Genomic DNA, 23932 nt, shown 5'->3' with positions numbered 1-23932 from the left:
GAAAGCAACAGAGCAAATACTTTACCCCATTCCAGGTAATCGGGGTAAAATATTAACCGGCATGTGCGAGATGCCGGTTAAAAGAATCGCCATTAAACAGTAGAACATTTAATTAACGAATTGCCAATTTATGCAAAAAAAAATTGACCCACGTTTTGAAATATCATGGATTTACAAAACATTTGCTATTGGCGTAGCCACAGTAGCCATTTGTGCTACTACGGCCAGCGCGAATAATGCCCCTGCATCATTACCCAGACGCGGTAATCCACTGCGCAAAGATGCTGTTGGGAATCAACAGGTATTTAATTTAAGCCCCTCGATATCAGTGCCTGCTGAAATTATAAGGGGGCATGTTACCGATCAAAAAAATCTGCCTCTTCCGGGTGTGTCTATCCTGGTAAAAGGAACCAACACCGGTACTACAACCAACCAGGAGGGCGATTTTTCACTTAAGGCAAAACCTGGCGATATCCTGATTTTAAAATTTATGGGCTTCAAAACCCAGGAAGTAACCGTAACAGATAGCAAGAAATATCAGATAACGCTTGAAGATGATGCCAAAGGTTTATCAGAAGTAGTTGTTACGGCACTCGGTGTTAAAAAGGAGAAAGCAAAACTTGGCTATGCTGTTCAGGAGGTAAAAGGCGAAGATTTGGTGAAAGCACGTGAGCCTAACGTTTTCTCCAATTTAACAGGCCGCGTTGCAGGTTTAACCGTTCAAAGCTCTACAGATCTGTTCCAGAGCCCTACCATTACTCTTCGTGGCCGTCAGCCATTGATCGTAATTGATGGTATTCCGGATCAATCGGCAGATATCTGGAAAGTTAATGCCGATGATATCGAAAATATGACTGTATTGAAGGGGGCCAACGCGTCTGCTCTGTATGGTTCTATCGGTCAAAACGGCGCCATCATGATCACAACCAAGCGGGGTAAAGGTAAAGACCTGAGTGTGGAGATCAATTCATCTACAGAGCTGCAACCTAGCTTTATCAGAATACCAAAGGTGCAAACCGAATATGGTGATGGTTTTAAAGGTCAATACAGCTACGTAGATGGTTCTGGCGGTGGCCCTGAAGGCGGCGGCTGGATCTGGGGGCCCAAACTGGATCAGAAAGATCCATCAACCAAAAGTGGGTTTGTTGAATTACCGCAATATGATAGCCCTATCGATCCGCAAACGGGTAAAAGAATCCCTACACCATGGGTATCTAGGGGTAAAGATAATGTCCAGGACTTTTTCAGAACTGGCGTTATTTCATCAAATAATATCAGTATCACCAAAAGTTCAGACAAAGGGGCTTTCCGTGCCTCGGTATCAAATGTTTACCAGGTTGGTATTGTGCCTAATACGGATTTGAATAATACATCCTTCAATCTGTCGGGCAACTATAACTTGTCTGATAATCTTACCGCAGACGCCCGTATAACCTTTAATAAGCAGTATACCAAAAACTTCCCCGAGGTTGGTTACGGCCCTACAAACTATTTATACAACCTGATCTTGTGGACCGGTGCCGATGTTAGTGTTAAGGATCTGCGCAATTATTGGGCTCCGGGACAGGTAGGCTTGCAACAGCGCAACTATAATAACTCTTATTACAATAACCCTTATTTCCAGGCTTATGAATACTTAAGGGGTTATGATAAGAACAGCACTTTTGGATCATTGAACCTGAATTATAAGATCAGCCCTGACTTTAGTATACAGTTCAGAAACGGGATGAACTCCTACGGACTGAACAGGACGTACGACGAACCTAAAAGCTATATTGGTTATGGTAATAAATCAAGGGGTAACTTTACGGTTTCGAACGATAATTTCTTTGATATCACATCAGATCTGATAGCCGACTTTAACCATACCTTTTCAGAAAAATTCAAATTACATGCGCAGGTAGGTGGTTCTAATTATTATCGTAATGATAAATATGGTAGTTCGGCAACGGATGGTTTAACTATACCCGGTTTTTATAATTTAAGTAACTCAACCAATCCGGTTACTGCCACAAATGCCCTGGAAGAGCGGCGCACCAGCAGCGTTTACGGTGTTTTGGATCTGGAATATCTAAATGCTATTTACTTAACCGCAACCGGCCGTAATGATATTATTTCGACCTTACCTACTCAAAACAACAGCTTCTTTTATCCTTCATTCGGATCATCAGTAGTGATTTCGCAATTAACCAAACTGCCTGATTGGTTCAGTCTGTTAAAAGCGCGTGGGTCATGGTCGCAGGTTTCAAGTGCGACGTTGAATGACAACGCTTATACTTACAGCTATTTGCCAACCTATTCAAAAGGCTATACCTGGAATAATATTCCTTCTCTTTCCTATGGTTCATCTATATTGAACGCGAATCTGCACCCCCAAACTTCTAACAGCTGGGAAGTTGGTATCGATACCAAGTTCTTTAACAACCGCATAGGATTGGAAGCCACCTATTACCAAACCAGCGATTTTAACAATATTTTCTCTATCCCCATTTCCAACACCAGCGGTTTTAGCTCACAACTGGTTAACGGAAACACGTACAAACGCAAAGGTTTAGAGCTCGTTTTAACGGCCACGCCGGTAAAAATTCCTGGCTTTCGTTGGGACATCGCTGCTAACTTCAGCACCTATCATCGTTATTTAACCGGTATATACAATAACGCGCCAACCTTGAATAACCTGAAAGTTGGTGACCGTGTAGATAAGATTTATACCAGCGTGTATCAAAAAGACCCAAGCGGCAATGTTATTTATGGCAGCAACGGTTTCCCGTTAGATGACACTTTCCCGAGATCCGTAGGTTACGGTGATCCGGATTTTACCTACGGTATAGAGAACAGCTTTACTTACAAGCAGTTCAGCTTTAAAGTATTGGTTGACGGACGCGTTGGCGGCTTAATGTATTCAACCACTAACCAGAAAATGTGGTGGGGCGGTACCAATATGGGTACACTCAACCACTATCGTGATGAAGCCAATGCAGGCAAGGCTACTTATGTAGGGCAAGGTGTGGTAGTAACTTCCGGATCGGTTACCTATGATTCAAATGGTAACATTACCAGCGACACCCGCAAATTTGCGCCAAATACCAAGGCGGTCAACTATATCGATTACATGACCAACACCAGCAATTCGGCCAATACCAACTACAACTATTATTCGCAAACATTTTTAAAGATCCGCGAGATCAGTTTAACCTGGCAGGTACCCGGCAAATGGCTTCAGAAATCATTTATCAAAGGACTTAATCTATCTGCCGTTGGCCGAAACCTGTTCCTGTTTGCCAAAATTCCGAACGTAGATCCGGACACTGGTGTTGATAACCTGCAAACCCCGTCAACCCGCACCATAGGTTTTAATGCTAACATTAAATTTTAACCAGAAAATTGATGAAAAAGATATTTTTCGCACTGCTGGCCTTCGTGGCCTTAGGTGCCCCAGGATGTAAAAAGTTTAGCGAGTTTCAAACAGACCCCAATAAATCAACAACCGCTACACCTGATTTACTTTTAAACACCGTTGAACAAAGCGCGTTTCAGTCAACCAGTCTTAGCGTTGCCTTAGCTATAAGGCAGATGGCGGTTACCGAATCGGCCTCCAATTATCAATACTATGGCTGGACCCGCGGCGATTTTTCTAATTACAACAACCTTCGCCAGGTCATAAAAATGGAGCAATCGGCAACTACGATCAACAAGCCCGAGTATTTACCCATCAGCAAATTTTTCAGGGCCTGGTATTTCCTGCAGCTGACCCAAAATTTTGGTGACATTCCTTACAGCCAGGCTTTACAGGGAGAGCAAAATCAAACCACTCCTGTATATGATAAGCAGGAAAGTATTTACCTGGCTATCCTTGATGATCTGAAAGCGGCCAATGGGCTTATCACCTCGGGCACTCCATCTGTTCAGGGTGATATCATTTATGGCGGCAATATGCAGCAGTGGAAAAAAGCTATCAATACTTTATCGCTGAGGGTACTGATGAGTCTTTCTATTAAGGCAAATAACTCCGCTTATAACTTTAAACAACGCTTTGCCGATATTGTAAACAATCCCGCGCAATACCCAATTTTTGGTAGTAATGCCGATAACGCGCAGTTAAAGTTTTATGACCTGGACAATGACCGTTATCCTTATTATAATGACAATAGTATCCAGACTGCTTACTATATGGAAGAAACTTTTGTTGATATGCTTAAACAACTGAAAGATCCACGCTTGTTTAGCTTTGCTCAAAAGGCCCCAAATCATTCCTCCGCGGCAGATAACGACTTTACAGCTTACGGCGGCATCAAAGGCAGCGACCCGGTAGATGTGAATGCGAAAAGACAGGTAAGCGGTGAGATATCCAGGATCAATCCCCGTTTTTACAGCAATCCAACCAACGAGCCAAGTATAGCCATGGGTTACGGAGAGCTGCAATTTATTTTAGCAGAAGCTGCTGCCCGGGGTTGGATAAGCGGAAGCGCAAACGATTACTATCAGAAAGGTATCCAGGCCTCCATGACCTTTTATGGCATCGATCAGGCAGGTATTAACAGTTACCTTGCCCAGGCTGCGGTGCAATTGAGTGGGACGGATGATATTCAAAAGATCATCACTCAAAAGTATATCGCTTCATTTATGAACAGCGGCTGGCAGCCATTTTTTGAAAACCGCCGTACCAGTTTCCCAACGTTTGATGTTTCTGGCGATGGTGTATTGAACAACAAACGGGTACCTAAGCGTTTCCTGTATCCGCAAACAGAGTTGCAATTAAATCAGCAAAACGTAAACGATGCCATTAAACGGCAGTTCCCAGGTGGGGATGACATCAATGCAACAACCTGGATCATACAACCATAATATCCAGGTAACCTGATTATATTATCTTAGAAAATTAAAAACTATTGCAAATGATCGTTAATATGAAAAAAACATTGCTGATACTGTGTTCGGCACTAACCCTTTCGGCACATGCCCAAAAGGTTAAAAAGGCGGTATATATTATTGCAGATGGCATACCGGCTGATGTTATTGAAAAACTGGATCTGCCGAACCTCAAAAATGTGATCAAAGATGGCAAATACCTCCGGATACATGTGGGTGGTGACAAAGGGACTTATAACGAAACGCCTACCATTTCGGCAGTGGGTTACAATAGTCTGTTAACCGGAACCTGGCTTAACAAGCACAACGTACCTGATAACGATATCAAGGATCCGAATTATAATTATCAAACTATTTTTAGGCTTTTTAAAGAGCAGTATCCCGCGAAAAAAATTGGGGTATATTCCAGCTGGACAGACAACCGCACCAAATTGATAGGCGAAGGCTTAAAACAAACCGGCAATCTTAAGATGGATTATAAAGCTGATGGTTTTGAGTTAGATACGGTTCATTTTAAGCACAAAGGCGACTATATGCACCGCATTGACGAGGAAGTGGTGGCTCAGGCCAGCAACAGCATAAAAACTGTGGCGCCTGATCTGTCCTGGATCTACCTGGAATACACCGATGATATGGGCCATGCGCATGGCGACAGTCCGGAATTTTATGATGCGGTAAAGATGATGGATGCGCAGGTTGGAAAAGTTTATGAGGCTATCAATTATCGCAAGAAAAAATTTAACGAAGACTGGCTGCTGATCATCACCACCGATCATGGCAGAAGCGAAGCCAACGGCAGGGGCCACGGCGGGCAGTCAGATCGTCAGCGCAATACTTGGTTGGTGACTAATTACCCTAATCTAAATCAGTACGCCAATGTTGCCGATCCGGGCATTGTAGATATTATGCCTACTTTAGCGAGGTTCATGAATGTGAAACTAACCGGAGATGCAGGCAGGGAAGTTGACGGTACGCCTTTGATCGGAGCCGTTTCCGTAAGTGATGTTAAATTAAATTACTTTCAAAACAGCATCGATGTATCCTGGAAAGCATTGGATACCAAAGGAAATGTTAAGGTTTATGTTACGCCTACCAACAACTTCAAAACCGGTGGTTTGGATAATTACAAGCTCATGGGCGAATATCCCATAGCACAACGGCACGCGCTGCTGAATGTAAAAGATCTGCCTTCTGATTTTTATAAAGTAGTACTGGAAGCCCCAGATAATACCACCAATAAATGGGTGGTAATCACTCCAAAAAAGTAAAATTTCTTGCTAATATTTAATTAAAAAAAGCACCTGGTAAAAGGTGCTTTTTTTGTGGGTTGTAATACTGGCTTTGTTCTAAAAAATTAACAAATTTTAACATTTCGGCTTTAAACTTAAAAGGTGTTTGCACATCTAAATAATAGCTTTTTAAGGAGAGGGAAAGCAATTTTAGGTTCATACAATTTTTAATTAATAGTGTCATGAAAGCGTTAAATAGGTCCTTTATAAATCTGTCACTGGCAGGTTTATTGGTATTTGGTGTGGCAACTACCGCCCAGGCTCAACGGGGTGGGCATTTTGGTGGTTTTAGAGGCGGGTTTGGCCGTGCCCATTTTGGTGGTGGTTTCGGTTACCGGAGCCCAGTCGTTCATGCAGGTTTCCGGGGGTATTATCGTCCGCATGTATATGCCAATGTCGGGCTTTTTGTGAATGTCCTGCCATTTGGTTACTATCCATTTTTCTGGGGACCCAATCAATATTATTACTATGGCGGTACATTTTACCAGCCAGGTGCCAATGGCGGTTATGAGGTTGCCGCTCCTCCTGTAGGCGCCGAAGTGCCGTCGTTACCAGAAGGTGCCCAATCTATTGCCATAAATGGTATACAGTATTATGAATACAATGGCGTATACTATCAGCAAATAACTAAGGATGACGGTAAAACCACCTATGTTGTAGCCGGGAAAGATGGCGTGTTGAATACCGATCAGAATACAACAACTACAGCCGACTCAACCAATACGCAAATGCCTTCAGTTGGCGATATCACCGATCAGCTGCCGGCAGGCGCTCATAAAGTGAATTTAAAAGGTAAAAAATATTGGGTAACACCCGATGATATTTACCTGGAGGAGGTAGTACATGATAACCAAACCAGCTATCGGGTGATCAGCATCCCAGAGAAAGTTGACAACGAATCGCAGGATGCCGCACCGGTTCAAAAAAGCGGCGAACTTTAAATAACAGGAAACTAAAAAGATAATGGGAATAGGTGCTTCTGCTTATTCCCATTATCTTTTTACAGGCAATCACAAACATGATATGGTTTCACTCATTTGTATTTAAATTACAGATGTTTTGATAATTATTGTATTTTAAACAATTAATAATTAGCTTTAATCCCCAATTATAATGTTTGCTAACCTGAAATTATTTTCATGGAAAAAAAATACCCCCTTTGTTTTTTTCTTTTTTTAGCCGTTTCCCTGGGCTATGCCCAATCGCCCATAAAAAATAAGATCCTCAACTATTCTTTAAAAAGTGGTCTTTCTTTTGGTATTGTAAACAGCATTACCCAGGACGATAAGGGCTTTATGTGGTTTGCCACAAACGATGGGCTTAACCGTTTTGACGGAGCTACATTTAAAGTTTTTAAATCGCGGCAGGGTGACTCTGCAAGTTTGGCCAGTAACTATGTTCAGAAGGTTTTTTGCGATGTGCATGGAAACATTTGGGTATCGTCGCGCAATGGGCTCAGTAAACTGGATACCCGTACCGAGAAATTTAGCCATTACAGATTAACTTCAAACCGCACAGTTAAAAACGATATTGGTAATATTATACAAAGTCGCGGTGGTAATTTATGGGTAACCTCCTATGGTTTAGGTTTTTCCTACTTTAATATTAAATCGGTCAAGTTTGTTAACTATACGCAAACCAATTTACCCAGGCTATCAAGTAACCGGGTTATCAGTTTGTTTGAAGATTCAAAGGGCCTGCTATGGGTAGGTACACAGGAAAGTGGTATCAACATATTTAGCCACAAAAATGGCATAATCACCAACACAAGTATCTCTATCCCCTCAACAAAAAATCTCCCTACCGCACGCATCAATGACATTTTTGAAGACCATTTCCACAACATCTGGATAGCTACCGGGAACGGGCTTTTATACTATAACAGGCAATCAAATCAATTTACTTTACTGCAAACCAATCAGCCCGGTATAAAAAGTAAGCGGTACATTTCGGTTATTGAGGATAGCGATAAGCAATTGCTTGTTGGCTTACAGGACGGTGGCTTGTATAAAATTAACCTCGGTAGCAACCCCAATTATAATACGGCAAGCTTTTTACTGCAACCGGTAACCGGCGATGATGGCTATTATCTTACACATCGTTCTGTGCAGGCGCTTTATATAGATAAAGACAAAAATACCTGGGTGGGTACTTACGGTGATGGTATTTATATGGTGAGCAATATCAAGGATAAATTCTCCAAAATTACCCGGAAACGCATTGAACCCAGCGGCGAAAGTTTGATAAGATTTTATGGGATGTGCCAGGATAAGGATGGATTTTTATGGTTCGGTACCGATGGCGAAGGCATATTTAAAACCAATTCAAACGGCAACCTGATCAAACAATATAAAGCCGACGGTAAACCCGGGAGCATTACCGATAATGCTATTTTATATGGCTACAGCGATAAAAACGGGAACACCTGGTTGGGTACCTATGCAAAGGGACTTTTTCTGTATCAAAAAAATACAGATTCCTTCATCAATTACGCGCACGATCCGAATAATAAAAAAAGTTTAGGTGGTAATGATGTGAGGGTGATCTTTCAGGATAGCCACAAAAATTTATGGGTTGGGACAAATGGCGGTGGTTTAGGTTTGTTTGATGCCACGTCAAAAACGTTCACCAATTATACCCCGGCCAATAGCGGGCTTACCTCATATGACGTACGCTCCATTGCCGAAGATGAAAACGGGAATTTATGGATAGGTACTTACGGCGGAGGGCTGGATTTTTATGACCTTAAACAAAACAGGTTTAGCCGGTACTTTAAAACAGCCGATGAAAAGAATAATTTACCCAGCCAGGTAATTTTTTCAATTTATGCTGATAATCAACACCATTTATGGTTAGGAACCGAGGGCGATGGCCTGATCTGCTACGATCTTAAAAAAGCCATTTTTAAGAAATTTAACGAAACCAATGGTCTGGCGAACAACACCGTATCGGCCATCAAAGCATCTGACAATAACTCCTTATGGTTAAGCACCAATAAAGGGATTTCGAACATTAATATCCTCACCAACAAAATAGTAAACTACGACCAGTCCGATGGTTTGCAGGCAGGACAATTTAATGCCGGATCGGTTTTGCGCGATTCCAGTAACGGGTTGCTGTATTTTGGGGGTACAGAAGGCCTCAACTTTTTTGACCCTGAAAAAGTAACACAAAGTAATTATCAGCCCAAAGTGATGATCACCGGGTTGCAAATTTTTGGTAAACAGGTTGAAGTTGGCGCTTTGGATGGAAATCGTACAGTATTACCCGAGGCCATCAGCGAAATCCGGCAGATTACCTTACAGCCAGATCAGTCGGTGTTTTCTATTCAATATGCCTCGCTAAATTATACCTATCCGCAAAAAGGTAATTTTGCCTATAAACTGGAAGGGCTCGATAAATCATGGAATTATGTAGGCAACCAACGCCTGGCGACTTACCGGTACCTGGAACCTGGTGACTATACCTTTAAGGTAAAAGCCGCTAACCAGGATGGGATATGGTTTAAAAATTGCGCTGTCATCCAAATCAGGATCATGCCGCCTTGGTATAAAACATGGTGGGCTTATTTGATCTATATCGCCATTGCAGGATTGATCATTTATTACTACCTGCTGTACAAAGCCAGGCAAACCAAACTTAAATACGAAATAAAGGTTGCCCAGCTATCCGCCGAAAAGGATAAGGAGCTTAATGAACGCAAGCTTTCTTTTTTTACCAATATTTCGCATGAGTTTCGTACTCCGTTAACGCTGATTATTAACCCGGTTAAGGATATGTTGTTTGGCAAAGGAGGGGAGGGCAGTGACCCCGGTAATTTGCACATCGTTTACCGTAACGCGCGCCGCTTGCTGAGCCTGGTTGATCAGTTATTGCTTTTTAGAAAAGCCGAAAGTGATACGGATAAGCTTAAAATAGTAAGATTGAACATAGTGGCGCTTTGCCGTGAGGTGTTCCTTTGTTTTAACCACCAGGCCCGTACCAAACATATACAATTTGATTTTTCGAGCGAAAAAGAAACTATCGAGATATTTGCCGATAGGGAAAAATTGGAGATAGCCTTATTTAACCTGATATCAAACGCTTTAAAATTTACCCCGGAACATGGCCTGGTAAGCTGCACGATAACCGATAATGATGCCCAGATCAGTATCCGGATAAAAGATAGCGGTTGCGGGATAGCCGGCGATGTGGGCGATCAGCTATTCAACAAGTTTTACCAGTTGCAAAACGCGGCACCGCTGGCTGGTGGCTTTGGCATAGGGCTTTATCTGGTTAAGGTATTTATTGAAAGCCATAAAGGTAATATCAACTATACGAGCCAGCCGGGGCAAGGTACTTTGTTCCATGTTTCATTATTAAAAGGAAGGGATCATTTTGGCGAACAATTTGTTTTTGAGGATGTAGCCGAAACTTCCGTGTTTTTAGATGAGCTGATAGAAAACAAGGGTGAATTGGGCAGGGACGAAATAGTAGCCACCACCAAAAATTCTGAAGCTTTAAGTTCAGATACCAAAACGATGCTGCTGATAGATGACAATGAGCAGATCCGCGTTTACCTTAAACAGATATTTGCCGGGGAGTTTGAACTATTTGAAGCGGATAATGGCACCACGGGACTTGAATTGGTTTGCCAACTGGTGCCCGATATTGTGATCAGTGATGTGATGATGCAGGGATTAAGCGGCATTGAACTATGCAGTCGTATCAAGGAAGATCCGCTGTTAAATCATATCCCGGTGATATTGCTAACGGCCAGTTCATCACCCGAAATTAAACTCAAAGGCATTGAAGGCGGGGCCGATGATTACATCAGCAAACCTTTTGAAAAAGAGATACTGGTAGCCCGTGTCAACGGCATCCTGAAAAGCAGGAACAACCTGCAAAAGTATTTTTATAACGAGATCACGCTCAACAAATCAAACGATTTAAAGATCTCGCCTGAGTACAAAGAGTTCCTGGAAAAATGCCTCAAAATTGTAGAGCAGCATTTAACCGATCCTGAGTTTAGTATAAAGACCCTGGCTTCGGAGATCGGTATGAGTCATTCCAATTTGTATAAACGGATCAAATCCATTTCGGGCCAATCGGCCAACGGGTTTATCCGTTTTATCAGGTTAAGGAGGGCGGCCGAGATCCTGTTAACTACGGATAGCACGGTATATGAAACCGCCTCAATGGTTGGTATAAACGACCTTAAATATTTCAGGGAACAATTCAATAAGCTTTTCGGTATCAACCCTTCCGAATACGTAAAAAAATATCGCAAGCCTTTCCATAATAACTATAACGTTAACCGCGATATGGTTAAGGATAATTGACAAATGAGTTTGCTCAAAGCCACTATTTAAGCCGTCCCCAATGTCATTGTTTAAGGTTACTCCGTAGGAGTAAAAGCTTTGTAGTGAACAAAAATATAGACATTAGCATGCCGTAGGTATGCAACCTGAGTGCAGTACCTACGGCACTGGATTTGAATCGGGATTTTTCTACAAAGCTTTAACCCCGGTGAGGTTTCCGGTCCCCCCAGGGTCCCTTCCAGGAGACCCTGGGGATCTAAGGTTACTCCGTAGGAGTGAAAGCTTTGTAGTGAGCAAAAATATAGACATTAGCATGCCGTAGGTATGCAACCTGAGTGCAGTACCTATTGCACTAGCTTTAAGGTCAGATCTTTTTCTACAAAGCTTTATTTAACCCCGATGGGGTTTCCTGTCCCCTCAGGATCTCTCGCAGAGGACCATGAGGTATAAAACTGGATCGGGAGCAAACTCAATGTACCTTTCAGGAGACCAAAAAGTGGGTTTACATGTAAACCCACTTTTTGATAGATTTTTTTATTTAATTTATTGATTATCAATTAATTATGTAGATGTAAATCCTAAAAAGTGTAAACCATGTAAACCCACTTTTTTAGTCCCTGCGGGGATTGAAAATATGTCCACAAATAGTTGATGATATGAGTTTACCCCCTCAGCAAAAAGGCCTAAAAATACTTCCTACGGCCTTTTTTGATGATTCTATCCCGTTTTAAATCCGAATTTGCCCCTCACTTCCTGGGGTAATTTACCCGCATTTTAGCCTTACCAATAACCATGGTTTAAACCGAACTTCTGTACATGGCACTGATCTGACGCGGATGCTGGAAAGGCAATTCACCAGCTTTAACCGTTTGCCCGTAGCTGTGTCCTTTACGCTGTAAAGTTTAAACCTATTAAACCCCAATTAAAAATATATGGAACTAAATTTACATGTAAAGGATTCCCCTCATTGGAAAAGATCACCCCGCTTTTTCCTGTTCATGGTAAGTATGGCAATTACCTGTTTTATCATCTGCCAGGCACCTTCGGTGGCTTTTGCCAACAGCGGCAAGGTGCTCCACGCACAGGATGTAAAAATAAGCGGTAAGGTTACCGACGAAAAAGGCGAAACGTTACCCGGTGTAAGCGTTACCTTAAAAGGAACATCAACAGGTGTTGTTACGGATATTAATGGTAAGTTTTCGCTTAGTGTTCCCGATGCTTCATCTGGAACGCTGGTGTTTACCTATATCGGTTATGCTACTCATGAAGTTCCCCTAAACGGACAAACCACCATCAATGTACAGCTACAGGCCGATTCAAAATCATTGAATGAGGTAGTGGTTGTAGGTTATGGTACGCAGAAAAAAGCAACCCTCACCGGCTCAATCTCCGTGGTAAAGGGAGGTGACCTGGTTAAAAGTCCTCAGCCTAACGTTTCAAGTTCATTCGCGGGTCGTGTACCTGGCGTTATTGCCAGCAACGGATCTGGTGAACCGGGGTATGATGGTTCAAACATCTCGATCAGGGGCCTGGCTACAACCGGCAGCAATTCGGTGCTGATTGTTGTGGATGGTATCCCCGGCCAGATAGGTGGCCTGGAGCGTCTTGATCCAAATGATATAGAAAGCGTTTCGGTATTGAAGGATGCGTCCGCGGCGGTGTACGGTAATCGCGCGGCAAACGGTGTTATTTTAATAACAACCAAACATGGTAAAACAGGTAAGGCTGCCATCTCCTATAACTTTAATGAAGGGTTCAGCTCGCCAACACGTTTACCTAAACTGGCCGACGCGCCAACATACGCGCAGATATTGAATGACATCAGTTATTATGATAGCCCGACCGGCGGTTTTAACCAGGTTTACAGCGCGGCTCAGATCCAGAAATTCAAAGATGGTTCAGACCCGCTTAATTACCCAAACACCGACTGGGAAAAACTAACATTAAAGAATTATGCGTTGCAGAACCAACAGAACGTAACGGTTGCAGGTGGTTCCGAGGATATTAAATATTACACTTCTGTTGGCATCACCTCACAAGGCGGCCTTTATAAAAATGGTGCTGCAAAGTACAATCAATATAACTTCAGATCGAACATTGATGCTACGGTTGCCAAGGGGTTTAAAGTAGGACTATCTTTACAGGGCAGAGAGGAAGACCGCCAATTTCCAACTACCTCGGCCGCTAATAATTTCCGGGGTATTTACCGGGGATATCCAACCGTTGCCGCTTTTTATCCCAACGGTTTGCCTACCTCAGGTTTCGATAATACCAACCCGGCCCTTACGCCAACAAGCATTGGCGGTACCATCAATAACCCTACGCAAACTTTTAATGGTATCCTTAAAGCAAGTTATGATATCCCGGGCGTACAAGGGCTTTCGCTTGATGGTTTCTTCTCGGCCGATAAAACAGGTGTGTTTAACAAAACATTTAATACACCGTACACGGTTTATACCTATAACAGCGCTACCAATATTTACACGCCAAGCACGCAGGGTGGCTCAAACGGTCGTCCCTATTTGTATGAGTCGCAGCTTAATCAGTCGCTTATTACATCCAATATTAAGCTAAACTTTGTAAGGCAGTTAGGTAAAAATAATATCAATGCTTTTGTTGCTTATGAACAAAGCAAAAACACCTACAATTTCTTCTGGGCCCAACGGAACAATTTTCCAACGGCTACTACACCTGAGCTTTCGCAAGGCGGCAGCGCCCCCAGCGATGCTACCAATGGCGGCAGCAGCAGCGATAACAACGGTAACTACAACTATAACCGCCGTAGTGTGATCAGCAGGCTGGCCTATAACTATGACGAAAAATATTTGGTAGAGGCTCAGTTTCGTGCGGATGGCTCATCGCTTTTTGCGCCGGGTCACCAATGGGGATATTTTCCATCTATATCTGCCGGTTACCGCATATCCAAAGAGCGCTGGTTTCAGGACAAAGTTAAGTTTATCGACGATCTGAAGATCAGAGCTTCTTACGGTGTTTTGGGTGATGATAATATCGCTCCTTACCAGTATATCGATAATTACGCCTTTAATAATGCGGTGGTTTTGGATAATGGCTCAGGCGCGTCACCACAACCCGGTATCGATCAAACTAAACTTGCAAACCCTAATATTACCTGGGAAAAGGCCAAAAAGACAGACATTGGTATCAACGCCGTATTCTTAAAGAACTTTACACTGGAGGCCATCTATTTCCGCCAGGTGCGGTCGGATATCCTGGCCTACCGTAACGGCTCTCTTCCCGGCACTTCCGGCATAGTGAACCCATCTGATGGCAATCCATTGGTGCCTGCAGAAAATATTGGCAAGGTTAACAGCGCCGGTTTCGAGGCAACATTGGGTTATAATCACCCGGGAACATTCTCCTGGGGTGTATCTGGCAACTTTACCTATGCCAAAAGCAAGATCATTTATATTGACGAGGCCGCCGGCATATTACCTTACCAGCGTCAAACAGGTAATCCTTTAAACACCTATTTGTTATACCAGGCAACTGGTATTTTCAGAAACCAGGCGCAATTGGATAATACGCCACATGTGGCCGGCGCGCAAGTAGGCGACCTTATTTATGCCGATGTTAACCATGATGGGCAAATAACGGCTGCTGACCAGGAGCGCTCAAAATATGGCAATATCCCGCAAATAGTTTATGGTTTTAGTTTTAATGCCGGGTACAAAAACTTCGACCTGTCGGTTTTATTCGCAGGGCAGGCCCAGGTAAGCCAGTATGTACTGCCCGAATCAGGGGTTATCGGTAATTTTTACAGTTCATGGGCCAATAACGCCTGGAGCCCAAGCAATCCAAACGGATCATATCCCAAAGTATCAGACAGGGCTTCAAACGCGGTAAGCGGTGGTTCCTATAACAATACCTTCTGGCTTAACGATGCTTCATTTTTGAGGCTGAAAAATGTTCAGCTGGGTTATACACTGTCATCGCAAGCATTATCAAGGCTTCATATTAAGGGCGTTAGGGTTTTCGTAAGCGGTTTCAACCTGTTAACGTTTACCAAAGTGAAAGATTACGACCCTGAAGGAACCAATGGCAGTGGCCAATTCGGCGGTGCTCAGTATGGCAGTGGCCAGTTCTATCCGCAACAAAAGATAATTAACCTGGGCGCAAACATTAAATTTTAATATCCAGCATTATGAAAAGTATAAAATATATAACAGGCTGCCTGGCGCTTTGCGTTGCACTGATGACATCCTGTAAAAAAGATTTCCTGTCCACACCGCCTACAGATAGAATTAGTAACGCTTCTATTTTATCAGATACCTCACTTTTTGAAGCTTATGTGATCAACAGGTATATCGGTGTTAAATTACAGGATAAAGAAGATGATGATACCGGTTTTGGTCGTGGCTTTCAATGGGCGCTCTGGAGCTCATTAACAGACGAATCGATATACAACAACAATGATAACACCTGGGTGATCCAGCAGGGGCAGCTGGCTCCTAATAACCTGGGTGATGCCGGAACGATCTGGGGACGCAGTTACCGCAGTATCCGGGAGTGTAATTATGCTTTGAGTGTAATAAACGGTTTACCATTAAGTGCCGGACATAAAAACAAACTGATTGGCGAGCTTGAATTTATCAGGGCGTTCAGGTACCAGGATCTCATCCGTAACTATGGCGGTGTTGTATTAATGGGCGATAAGGTAACTGAGCTAACAGATAACCTGCAGGACCCAAGTCTTTTCAACCGCGCTTCTATTACGGAGTCTATTACTTATGCCAGTACTCAGTTGGACGACGCCGCTTCGAGACTTCCGGTAGATAACGGCACATCATGGGCCTTAGGAAGGGCAACAAAAGGAGCAGCTTTGGCACTAAAATCAAGACTATTGCTCTATGCCGCCAGCCCATTGTATAATGCAGGTTCCTGGCAGGCTGCCGCCGCGGCAGCTAAGGCGGTTATGGATCTGGGCAAATACAGTTTGTTCCAGGGTGGTTATGGCCAGTTATTTTTAACCCCTAATAGTAACGAAATTATATTTGAAAGGCTATTCTACCCGGTTACAGCGGCCCACTTGCCTATAGAGTTGGATAATGGGCCTAACAGCTATGGTGGCTACGGTGGTAATGTACCATTGCAAAATATGGTAGATGCCTATCCCATGAGTAATGGCAAAGCCATCACTGATCCAACATCAGGCTATGATTCACAAAATCCATACGTTAACCGCGATCCACGGTTTTACGCCACTATTCTTTACAACGGGGCGCCCTACAGAGGCAATGTTGTGCAGGTATTTTTGCCTGGCGGTAAAGACAGCAACCAGGGACCGAATCCTCAAAACGCGAGTAAAACAGGTTATTACCTGAGGAAATTTGCGAACGATAATTATTCCATCACCAATTCGAGCGAGGCGGGTGCACAGCCATGGATCTATTTCAGGTATGCCGAGATCCTGCTTAACTATGCCGAGGCACAAAATGAAGCCGCAGGGCCCGACGCGAGCGTTTACCAGGCCATTAACACTATCAGGCAGCGCGCATCTGTAAATATGCCAGCCCTATCTGGTTTATCAAAAGATGATATGCGTACCGCCATTAGAAATGAAAGACGGATTGAGCTTGCTTTTGAGGAACACCGCTTTTACGATGTGCGTAGATGGCAAATTGCCGATCAAACAGAAAATGTTCCGGCTTACGGTGTTGCGGTGGGTATCAATGCTGCCAATCCTTCCGGCTATAGCTATGCGCAAAAGGTGGCGCTAACCGGCCGGGCCTTTCATTCACAGCACTATTGGTTGCCAATACCTTTGGCCGAGATACAAGCATCAAACGGGCAGTTAAAGCAAAACGACGGCTACACAAATTAACAATCCCAAATCTCTATATCAATCATGGAGGCCCAACTGGGCCTCCTTCTAAAACCGCATTTCAAATCAATTAAAACCATACAATTATGAAAACAAAAATGTTCGTTCTCTTCCTGTGTTTTTCTTCGTTTTTCTTTTCTCAGTCTATGACAATTGAAAAACATGCCGCGGGCCGCCCGTTCACTATCGGTGTTAATTACTATAATACAACGTCGTACACGTGTACTATTGAATTAAGCGGTCCAACCACCCATACCATCACGGTTGCCCCCGGAACCAGCGGTAGCTATGGCCCTATCACTCCGGGACAGTATACCGTAGGCATTTATACCACCGGCCCGGGTACTTACAATTATCGTTTAGATGGTGGCGGGAGCACACCAACGTTCATCAATAATGCCAATGGTCACGGGGCTGTTTACACCATAAACGCGCAGAACAACCTTACAGTAGGCATTACTAATTAGCAGTAAGCTTTTTACTTTCAGTTCCCGGTGGTTGAATCAAGCTCAAAGTGCCGGTAGCTGATAAAATTATTCGGGGGGAGGGAAACATGTTTTCGTCCCCCTTTTTTTAACCTCATACTAACCTATACCAAATTATGAAAAACCAAAGCATTTTATTATTAGCGGGGTGTTGTTTGATGGCAGGATGTAAAAAGGATATCACCGCAGTAAAAGGATCATCATCTCCGGATGAAGTAAACACAAAAACAATAAAAGTTAATGCCACACCGGCAAGCGCGCTCAAGGGCGTTAACTGGGCGGCCGATGGCGATAACTTTAGCGATGGCATACTGGTGTTAAGTGGACTCACTTCGGCCGATAGTTATGCTACTGTATCCAGCAAAGCTGATGCGGTATTATCAGGCATCCAAACCAATACAGGCGCCAATACTGTTCGGTTGCCCGTAAATTACTCCACCGTTTCACAAACCTGGTGGAACTCCTATACCGGTGTTATTGATAAGGCCCTGAGTAAAGGAATGAACGTGATACTGGGTTACTGGGAAGCCAAATCATCCGAAGACGGCAAAATCGATAACACTACCCAATTTTGGTCCATGTGGCAAACCATTGTGAACAAATACGGTAGTAACTCACATGTATACTTCGAGATATTTAATGAGCCGCATGGTTATTCACTGGCCGATTGGACAACCATTTGCGCGCAATGGCTAAGCAATTATCCATCTATACCACAAGGCCGGATCCTCATCAGCGGAACCTCTTATTCACAGGATATTACCGGGGTGGGTGCCGACAGCCGGTTCTCGGGTTGCTTATTATCTATCCACGATTATACCTTTTTTAGTAGCGGCGGACTTACCACAGCGGCGCAATGGGAAAACAGGGCTAAAGCCAATATTGGAAGCTATGGAAGCCGTGCGGTATTTACGGAGTTTGGCGATACCATGAACAGCGGCATCAGTTACACCGGTGCTATTGGCGGCAGTGTGGATATAGCCTACATACAGGGGCTAACCAATGTGATCAGGGCGTTGGGTATGGGCGGTGTTTACTGGCCAGGCATCCGTAACGGCGATGGCTATGCCATACAGCAATTAGGAGGCAGTGCTGCCAGTCCAACCGTATCAACCACCAATGCGTCGGGCTTAAGCCGTTTAAAATATGCCTGGGGTGTTGGCGCTGGAGGTACCGATACCTTTTATACTGGAGCCTATTATCGCTTCCTGAACCTCAACAGCGGGCAGGCGCTTGATGTTAACGGCGGTTCAACCGCAAATGGCGCAGGTATTATACAATGGCCGCAAAATGGTGGTAACAATCAGCAGTGGCAAATTGCTGATAATGGAGGCGGATATTATAAAATTACTAACCGCAATAGTGGGCAAGCGCTCGATGTTAATATGAGTTCAACTGCCAACGGTGCGGGTATTATCCAATGGCCATGGAACGGCGGTAACAACCAGCAATGGCAGCTTACCGCCACCAGCGATGGCATTTATAAAGCTATCAACCGTAACAGTGGTTTGGCGCTTGATGTTAATGGTGCTTCAACTGCCAATGGTGCGGGCATCATCCAATGGACATGGGGCGGCGGCAACAACCAGCAATGGCAAATCGTACAACAATAAATTATAATAAAGCAGGATCGGATGGTCCTGCTTTATTGTTGATCTGAATAATGATGATATCTACAATAAAAAAAATCCTTCTGGCAGGTATTGCCTTAGCGCTTAATATTTCGATGGCCAATGGTCAGCATAAAGAGGCTACCATTGACATTGATTTTACGAAAACCTACCAAACTATCAGCAATTTTGGTGCATCTGATGCCTGGTCATGCCAGTTTGTGAGTAACTGGCCCGATGCTAAGCGAAACAAAATAGCCGACCTGCTTTTTAGCCATGATATTGGTGCCGATGGCTCGCCCAAAGGAATCGGTTTATCACTGTGGCGCTTCAATATAGGTGCAGGCAGCGCCCAACAGGGCGAAGAGAGTGGTATTAAAGATGAGTGGCGCCGGGCCGAATCATTTTTAAATACCGACGGTAGCTACAATTGGCAAAATCAGGCCGGGCAGGTGTGGTTTTTAAAAGCAGCGAAAAAACGCGGTGTAAAGCAGTTTTTGGGTTTTACGAATAGTCCGCCAGTGCAGTTTACCATAAATAAAAGGGCTTATGCCAGCGGTGGTAAAGTAAATATTGCGGCCGATCAATATGACAATTTCGCTGCCTACCTGTCAAGGGTAGTGAAAGGCGTGGAGCAGGTGAGTAACGTTAAATTTGATTATATAAGCCCTATCAACGAACCCCAATGGGATTGGAGTGATGGCGGGCAGGAGGGATGCCCTTATAACAACAAGGAAATTGCCGGGGTCATAAAATCTATCAATAAAGTGTTTATGACCGAAAAAATCGATTCAAAAATTCTTGTAGGCGAAGCCGGGAGCATTAATTATTTATTTACCAGAGGCGATAAACCAGGGAAGGGTAGTCAAGTAAATGACTTTTTTAAGCCCGGATCGGCAAATTACATTGGCGATCTGCCAGGGGTTAGCAAAACCATAGCGGCACATAGTTATTTTACCACATCGCCAATGGCAACGGCTGTGAAGGCGCGTAAGACCCTGGCCGATAGTGTAGCCGCCATAAAAGGGCTTGATTACTGGCAATCGGAGTATTGTATTTTGGGTGATAACGCGGGTGAGATGGATGGCAACAAACGCGATCTCGGTATAGACGCAGCGCTGTACCTGGCTTCGGTGATCCATACCGATCTTACGGTGGCTAATGCTTCGGCATGGCAATGGTGGACGGCCATTTCTGCCTATGATTATAAAGATGGTCTTATTTACATAGATAAAAACAAAACCGATGGTAATTTTTACACCAGCAAAATGCTTTGGGCCATGGGGAACTATAGCCGGTTCATCAAACCAGGCGCAGTAAGAGTTGATGCGACAATTTCATCTATCACAAGTAAACCTCTGCTTGTTTCGGCTTTTAAGGATGGAAAAAATATAGTTGCTGTTATCATCAACCCTAATACTGATGAAGTAATTACGGGGTTCAATACTCAGGTTCGGTTTACTACCTCGTACCTAACGTCGCAGGCGGATGAACTTAAAGCCCGTAAAATTGATGGTTCAAAAATAACTATCCCGGCACGTTCTGTTATTACCCTTACGGGAGCGATTAAATAAAAAGCGTATCCCATATCTATAAATTAAGCCCCGTGCCAGCTATTGGTACGGGGCTTAATTTATAGTTTACTAATTAAAATGTCTTTCCCGTCGTGCGTTTTGTCCGGTTCGCTTTAAAACTACTCTGTTATACAGTAAGTAAAGCCCATTTTTGAATCAACAAACAAATTAAAAACAAGAAATCATGACAACTAAAACAACAAAAACAATCTATTGGATAGGAACCGCGCTTACCTCTTTATGGTTTGGCACAAGCGGAATTTGTGAGCTCACTACCAACAAGCTCGTTTGGGACATTACCTTAAAATTGGGTTACCCGCCTCACTTTATTTACATATTAGGTGTTGCCAAAGTAATAGGTATTGCTGTTCTTTTAATACCCGGTAAACTGCTCCGGTTAAAAGAGTGGGTGTTCGCGGGTGTTTACTTCGATATCATCTTCGCTTTTGCCTCCAAGGTAAGTGTGCTGGGGCTGGCCAGTGCCGTAGATGCCATTATCGCGTTTATTATGGTAACGGTAACTTATACCATGTTCCGGAAAGTATATCCTGCTACCTACGTTAAACCGGTTAACTATGCCATGAATTAATAGCCATGTTTAAAGTAGAATGGCGCTTTAAAACAAAAAGGCCTGAGTGAGTGCTCAGGCCTTTTTGTTTTATTTAGAATCATCACCAGCTTTATTTTGCAGGTGTGATCACAATGTTCCGGTAATCTATCGGTCCGTGATCTCCCTGGATCAAAATAGGGCCTGGTTCGCCTTCTTTACTGTTGATGGCCCCGCCAGTAATGCCTGGGATCTCCTGTCTGCTTATAACGGTGGTGCCGTTAGCTACTATAGTAACCAACCTGCCTACCAGTGTAATATCGTATGATTGCCATTGTCCCGCGTCCTTCGCCATCATTTTGTTTGGGGGCAGGAAGCCGTAAATAGCGCTGAACTGGTTGTTTATAGGTTCAGGTTCGCCGGTTTTAACATCCATCACCTGCACTTCGTATCTGCCCCTCAGGTAAACACCGCTGTTGCTGCCTTTTTGGTAGCGGAATTCGATATGCAATTTAAAATCGTTAAAAGTTTTATCGGTGATGAGGTTGGCGCCGGAGTGCAGGCTGCGCAAAATGCCCGACTCTACAGTCCACTGGTTTTTGCCATCGGTGTGCCAGCCTTTGGTATCCTTACCATTAAACAATTTGATGGGTGTACCCCAAACAGGGTCTTTGGCTCTTATTAATGATGGCGCCCGTACCCCGGTAAAATGATAGGTTACCCCATCGGTATACACCATGGTGCCTACTAATTCCTCGCCCTTGAGCTCAAATTCAAAGTCCATATTCCGGTTTCCTTCTTCCCATTGAGGTGGAATAGAGAAGCTGTACTTACCATCATGCGGTTTAATTTCTGATATAGGTCTGGCGCTTCCAAAAGCATAGGTAAAACGGCCAATGAGGATGTGTGTGCCGGATTTTTGCACCTCCAACCATGACGGCAGACTTTTACCCGCTTTGTCTATCGTTATGTCCCATCGCCCGATGACTGCCGGATCAGCAGCTTTTTTTAATGAAGCAGCTGAAGCACTGATCGCCAAAAAAACGAACAATGACAAAATGATCTGTACCCGTATAAAACGGAAAATTCCCTTGTGGTTTAAAACTGGTGGATTTTTCATAATCTCTAAATTACAAACTAACATTCAATATTTGATCAAAGCAGGCAATATCCGGCAATTAAAAATTAATGCCGCGCGAATATTTCCTGGTGTTTAGGATCTATCAATTGTTGATTAAACCAATGAGGATACATAATTGTTGGTTTTGTTAGGTCATTCAATAAATCTATTTCCGCTTGTTTAAGTTCCAGGTCAATAGCCTGCAGGTTATCTTCCAATTGATGCATTTTACTGGCGCCCACGATGATGCTTGATACAACTGGCTTGGTTAGCAGCCAGGCCAGTGCCACCTGGGCTACACTGGCCTGGTGTTCAGCGGCAATAACTTTTAGGGCATCTACTACTTTAAAGCCAAATTCCTTATCAAATGGCAGCAGGTCGAACCCTGAAAGGCGGTTTTCGGGGTCTTTCAAATTTTCACGGGTGTATTTACCGCTTAAAAAGCCACTGGCAAGCGGGCTCCAAACCGTCATCCCTATCTTAGCGTATTCCATAAACGGAACAATATCATGCTCCACATCACGCCCTACTAAGGAGTAATTCATTTGGCCATTGCAAAAAGGCTCCCATCCATTATCTTTTTGCATCTGGTAAGCCAGGGCCGATCGCCAGGCCGACCAGTTAGAGAAACCAACGTACCTTACTTTACCGGCCACAACCAGGCTGTTAAGCGCTTCGAGGGTTTCTTCTAATGGGGTAAAGGGATCTTCCTTATGCAAAATATAAAGGTCGATATAGTCGGTGTTTAGCTGCTTTAAGCTTTTTTCGCATGAAAACAAAAGATGCCTTTTGGATAAGCCGGCCTGAGTGATGGGATCGCCGGTTCTGAAACCGGCTTTAGTGGCAATAATCACATTTTTACGGTGTGCGGCGAGCACTTTTCCCAGCATAATTTCTGATTGTCCGCCGGCGTAGCCGTCAGCGGTATCAAAAAAGTTGATACCAGCATTTAGTGCCTTATCAACCATTTCCTGCGCGGTTTGCTCATTAACTTTATAGATGGATGAGATCGAGGGATCGTCGCCGAAAGTCATAGCTCCAAAAGATAGTTTCGATACAATAAGGCCTGTATTGCCTAATTTGCCATATTTCATAGGTTTAACGGTTTGGTTTTTGGTATTAAAAGACGGCCTAATTTATTAAAAATGTATTTTATTATATAGGTGAAAACTAACCTTATACGCAAAAAATATCATCTGTAAGAAGTATGCCGATACACTAAAAAATGAATCCCAAATTCTGGTACAGAACCGACATAAGCAATATTGTTTGGGAGCGATTTAAACGATACTTTTG

General features: G+C 43.6%; 13 protein-coding genes. 11 read left to right on the top strand and 2 right to left on the bottom strand.

Annotated features, from left to right (window positions below):
* Positions 1–130 precede the first annotated feature (130 nt).
* The 11 genes from ACTJKG_RS10440 (at position 131) to ACTJKG_RS10390 (ending at position 21558) form a co-directional block, all read left to right on the top strand.
* Positions 131–3376, top strand: coding sequence for a SusC/RagA family TonB-linked outer membrane protein (locus ACTJKG_RS10440; RefSeq protein ID WP_172334490.1), 3246 nt, complete (start codon positions 131–133; stop codon positions 3374–3376).
* Between the two features lie 11 nt (positions 3377–3387).
* Positions 3388–4845 (top strand): SusD/RagB family nutrient-binding outer membrane lipoprotein, encoded by a 1458-nt coding sequence (locus ACTJKG_RS10435; protein WP_172334489.1) that lies wholly within the window; start codon positions 3388–3390, stop codon positions 4843–4845.
* Between the two features lie 62 nt (positions 4846–4907).
* Entirely contained in the window at positions 4908–6137 is a 1230-nt protein-coding gene (locus ACTJKG_RS10430) for an alkaline phosphatase family protein (protein WP_440739156.1), read from the top strand.
* A 203-nt stretch (positions 6138–6340) separates the two neighbouring features.
* Positions 6341–7099 (top strand): DUF6515 family protein, encoded by a 759-nt coding sequence (locus tag ACTJKG_RS10425; protein ID WP_440739155.1) that lies wholly within the window; start codon positions 6341–6343, stop codon positions 7097–7099.
* Positions 7100–7297: 198 nt separating this feature from the next.
* Positions 7298–11479, top strand: coding sequence for a hybrid sensor histidine kinase/response regulator transcription factor (locus ACTJKG_RS10420; protein ID WP_440739154.1), 4182 nt, complete (start codon positions 7298–7300; stop codon positions 11477–11479).
* Between the two features lie 911 nt (positions 11480–12390).
* The gene (locus ACTJKG_RS10415; RefSeq protein WP_216650513.1) at positions 12391–15609 is read left to right on the top strand and encodes a SusC/RagA family TonB-linked outer membrane protein; all 3219 of its coding nucleotides are present in this window, start codon (positions 12391–12393) and stop codon (positions 15607–15609) included.
* An 11-nt stretch (positions 15610–15620) separates the two neighbouring features.
* The gene (locus tag ACTJKG_RS10410; RefSeq protein WP_440739153.1) at positions 15621–17300 is read left to right on the top strand and encodes a RagB/SusD family nutrient uptake outer membrane protein; all 1680 of its coding nucleotides are present in this window, start codon (positions 15621–15623) and stop codon (positions 17298–17300) included.
* Positions 17301–17446: 146 nt separating this feature from the next.
* Positions 17447–17767 (top strand): hypothetical protein, encoded by a 321-nt coding sequence (locus ACTJKG_RS10405; protein WP_440739152.1) that lies wholly within the window; start codon positions 17447–17449, stop codon positions 17765–17767.
* Positions 17768–17943: 176 nt separating this feature from the next.
* Positions 17944–19398 (top strand): RICIN domain-containing protein, encoded by a 1455-nt coding sequence (locus ACTJKG_RS10400; protein ID WP_440739151.1) that lies wholly within the window; start codon positions 17944–17946, stop codon positions 19396–19398.
* 50 nt (positions 19399–19448) lie between these two features.
* Positions 19449–20969 (top strand): glycoside hydrolase, encoded by a 1521-nt coding sequence (locus ACTJKG_RS10395; protein ID WP_172334483.1) that lies wholly within the window; start codon positions 19449–19451, stop codon positions 20967–20969.
* Positions 20970–21153: 184 nt separating this feature from the next.
* A complete protein-coding gene (locus ACTJKG_RS10390) occupies positions 21154–21558 on the top strand; it encodes a DoxX family protein (protein WP_440739150.1) in 405 nt (134 codons plus the stop codon).
* Positions 21559–21649: 91 nt separating this feature from the next.
* On the opposite strand, the gene ACTJKG_RS10385 is transcribed toward ACTJKG_RS10390, so the two are convergent.
* Both ACTJKG_RS10385 and ACTJKG_RS10380 read right to left on the bottom strand, forming a co-directional pair.
* On the bottom strand, positions 21650–22636 hold the full coding sequence (locus tag ACTJKG_RS10385) for a 3-keto-disaccharide hydrolase (RefSeq protein WP_172334481.1): 987 nt from the start codon (positions 22634–22636) through the stop codon (positions 21650–21652).
* 65 nt (positions 22637–22701) lie between these two features.
* Positions 22702–23730, bottom strand: coding sequence for an aldo/keto reductase (locus tag ACTJKG_RS10380; RefSeq protein ID WP_440739149.1), 1029 nt, complete (start codon positions 23728–23730; stop codon positions 22702–22704).
* Positions 23731–23932 lie beyond the last annotated feature (202 nt).

It is taken from the genome of Mucilaginibacter sp. 22184 (assembly GCF_052045695.1).
GTDB lineage: Bacteria > Bacteroidota > Bacteroidia > Sphingobacteriales > Sphingobacteriaceae > Mucilaginibacter.
The sequence above is the reverse complement of the archived record's forward strand: the minus strand, read 5'-3'. Positions and strand labels throughout refer to the sequence as shown.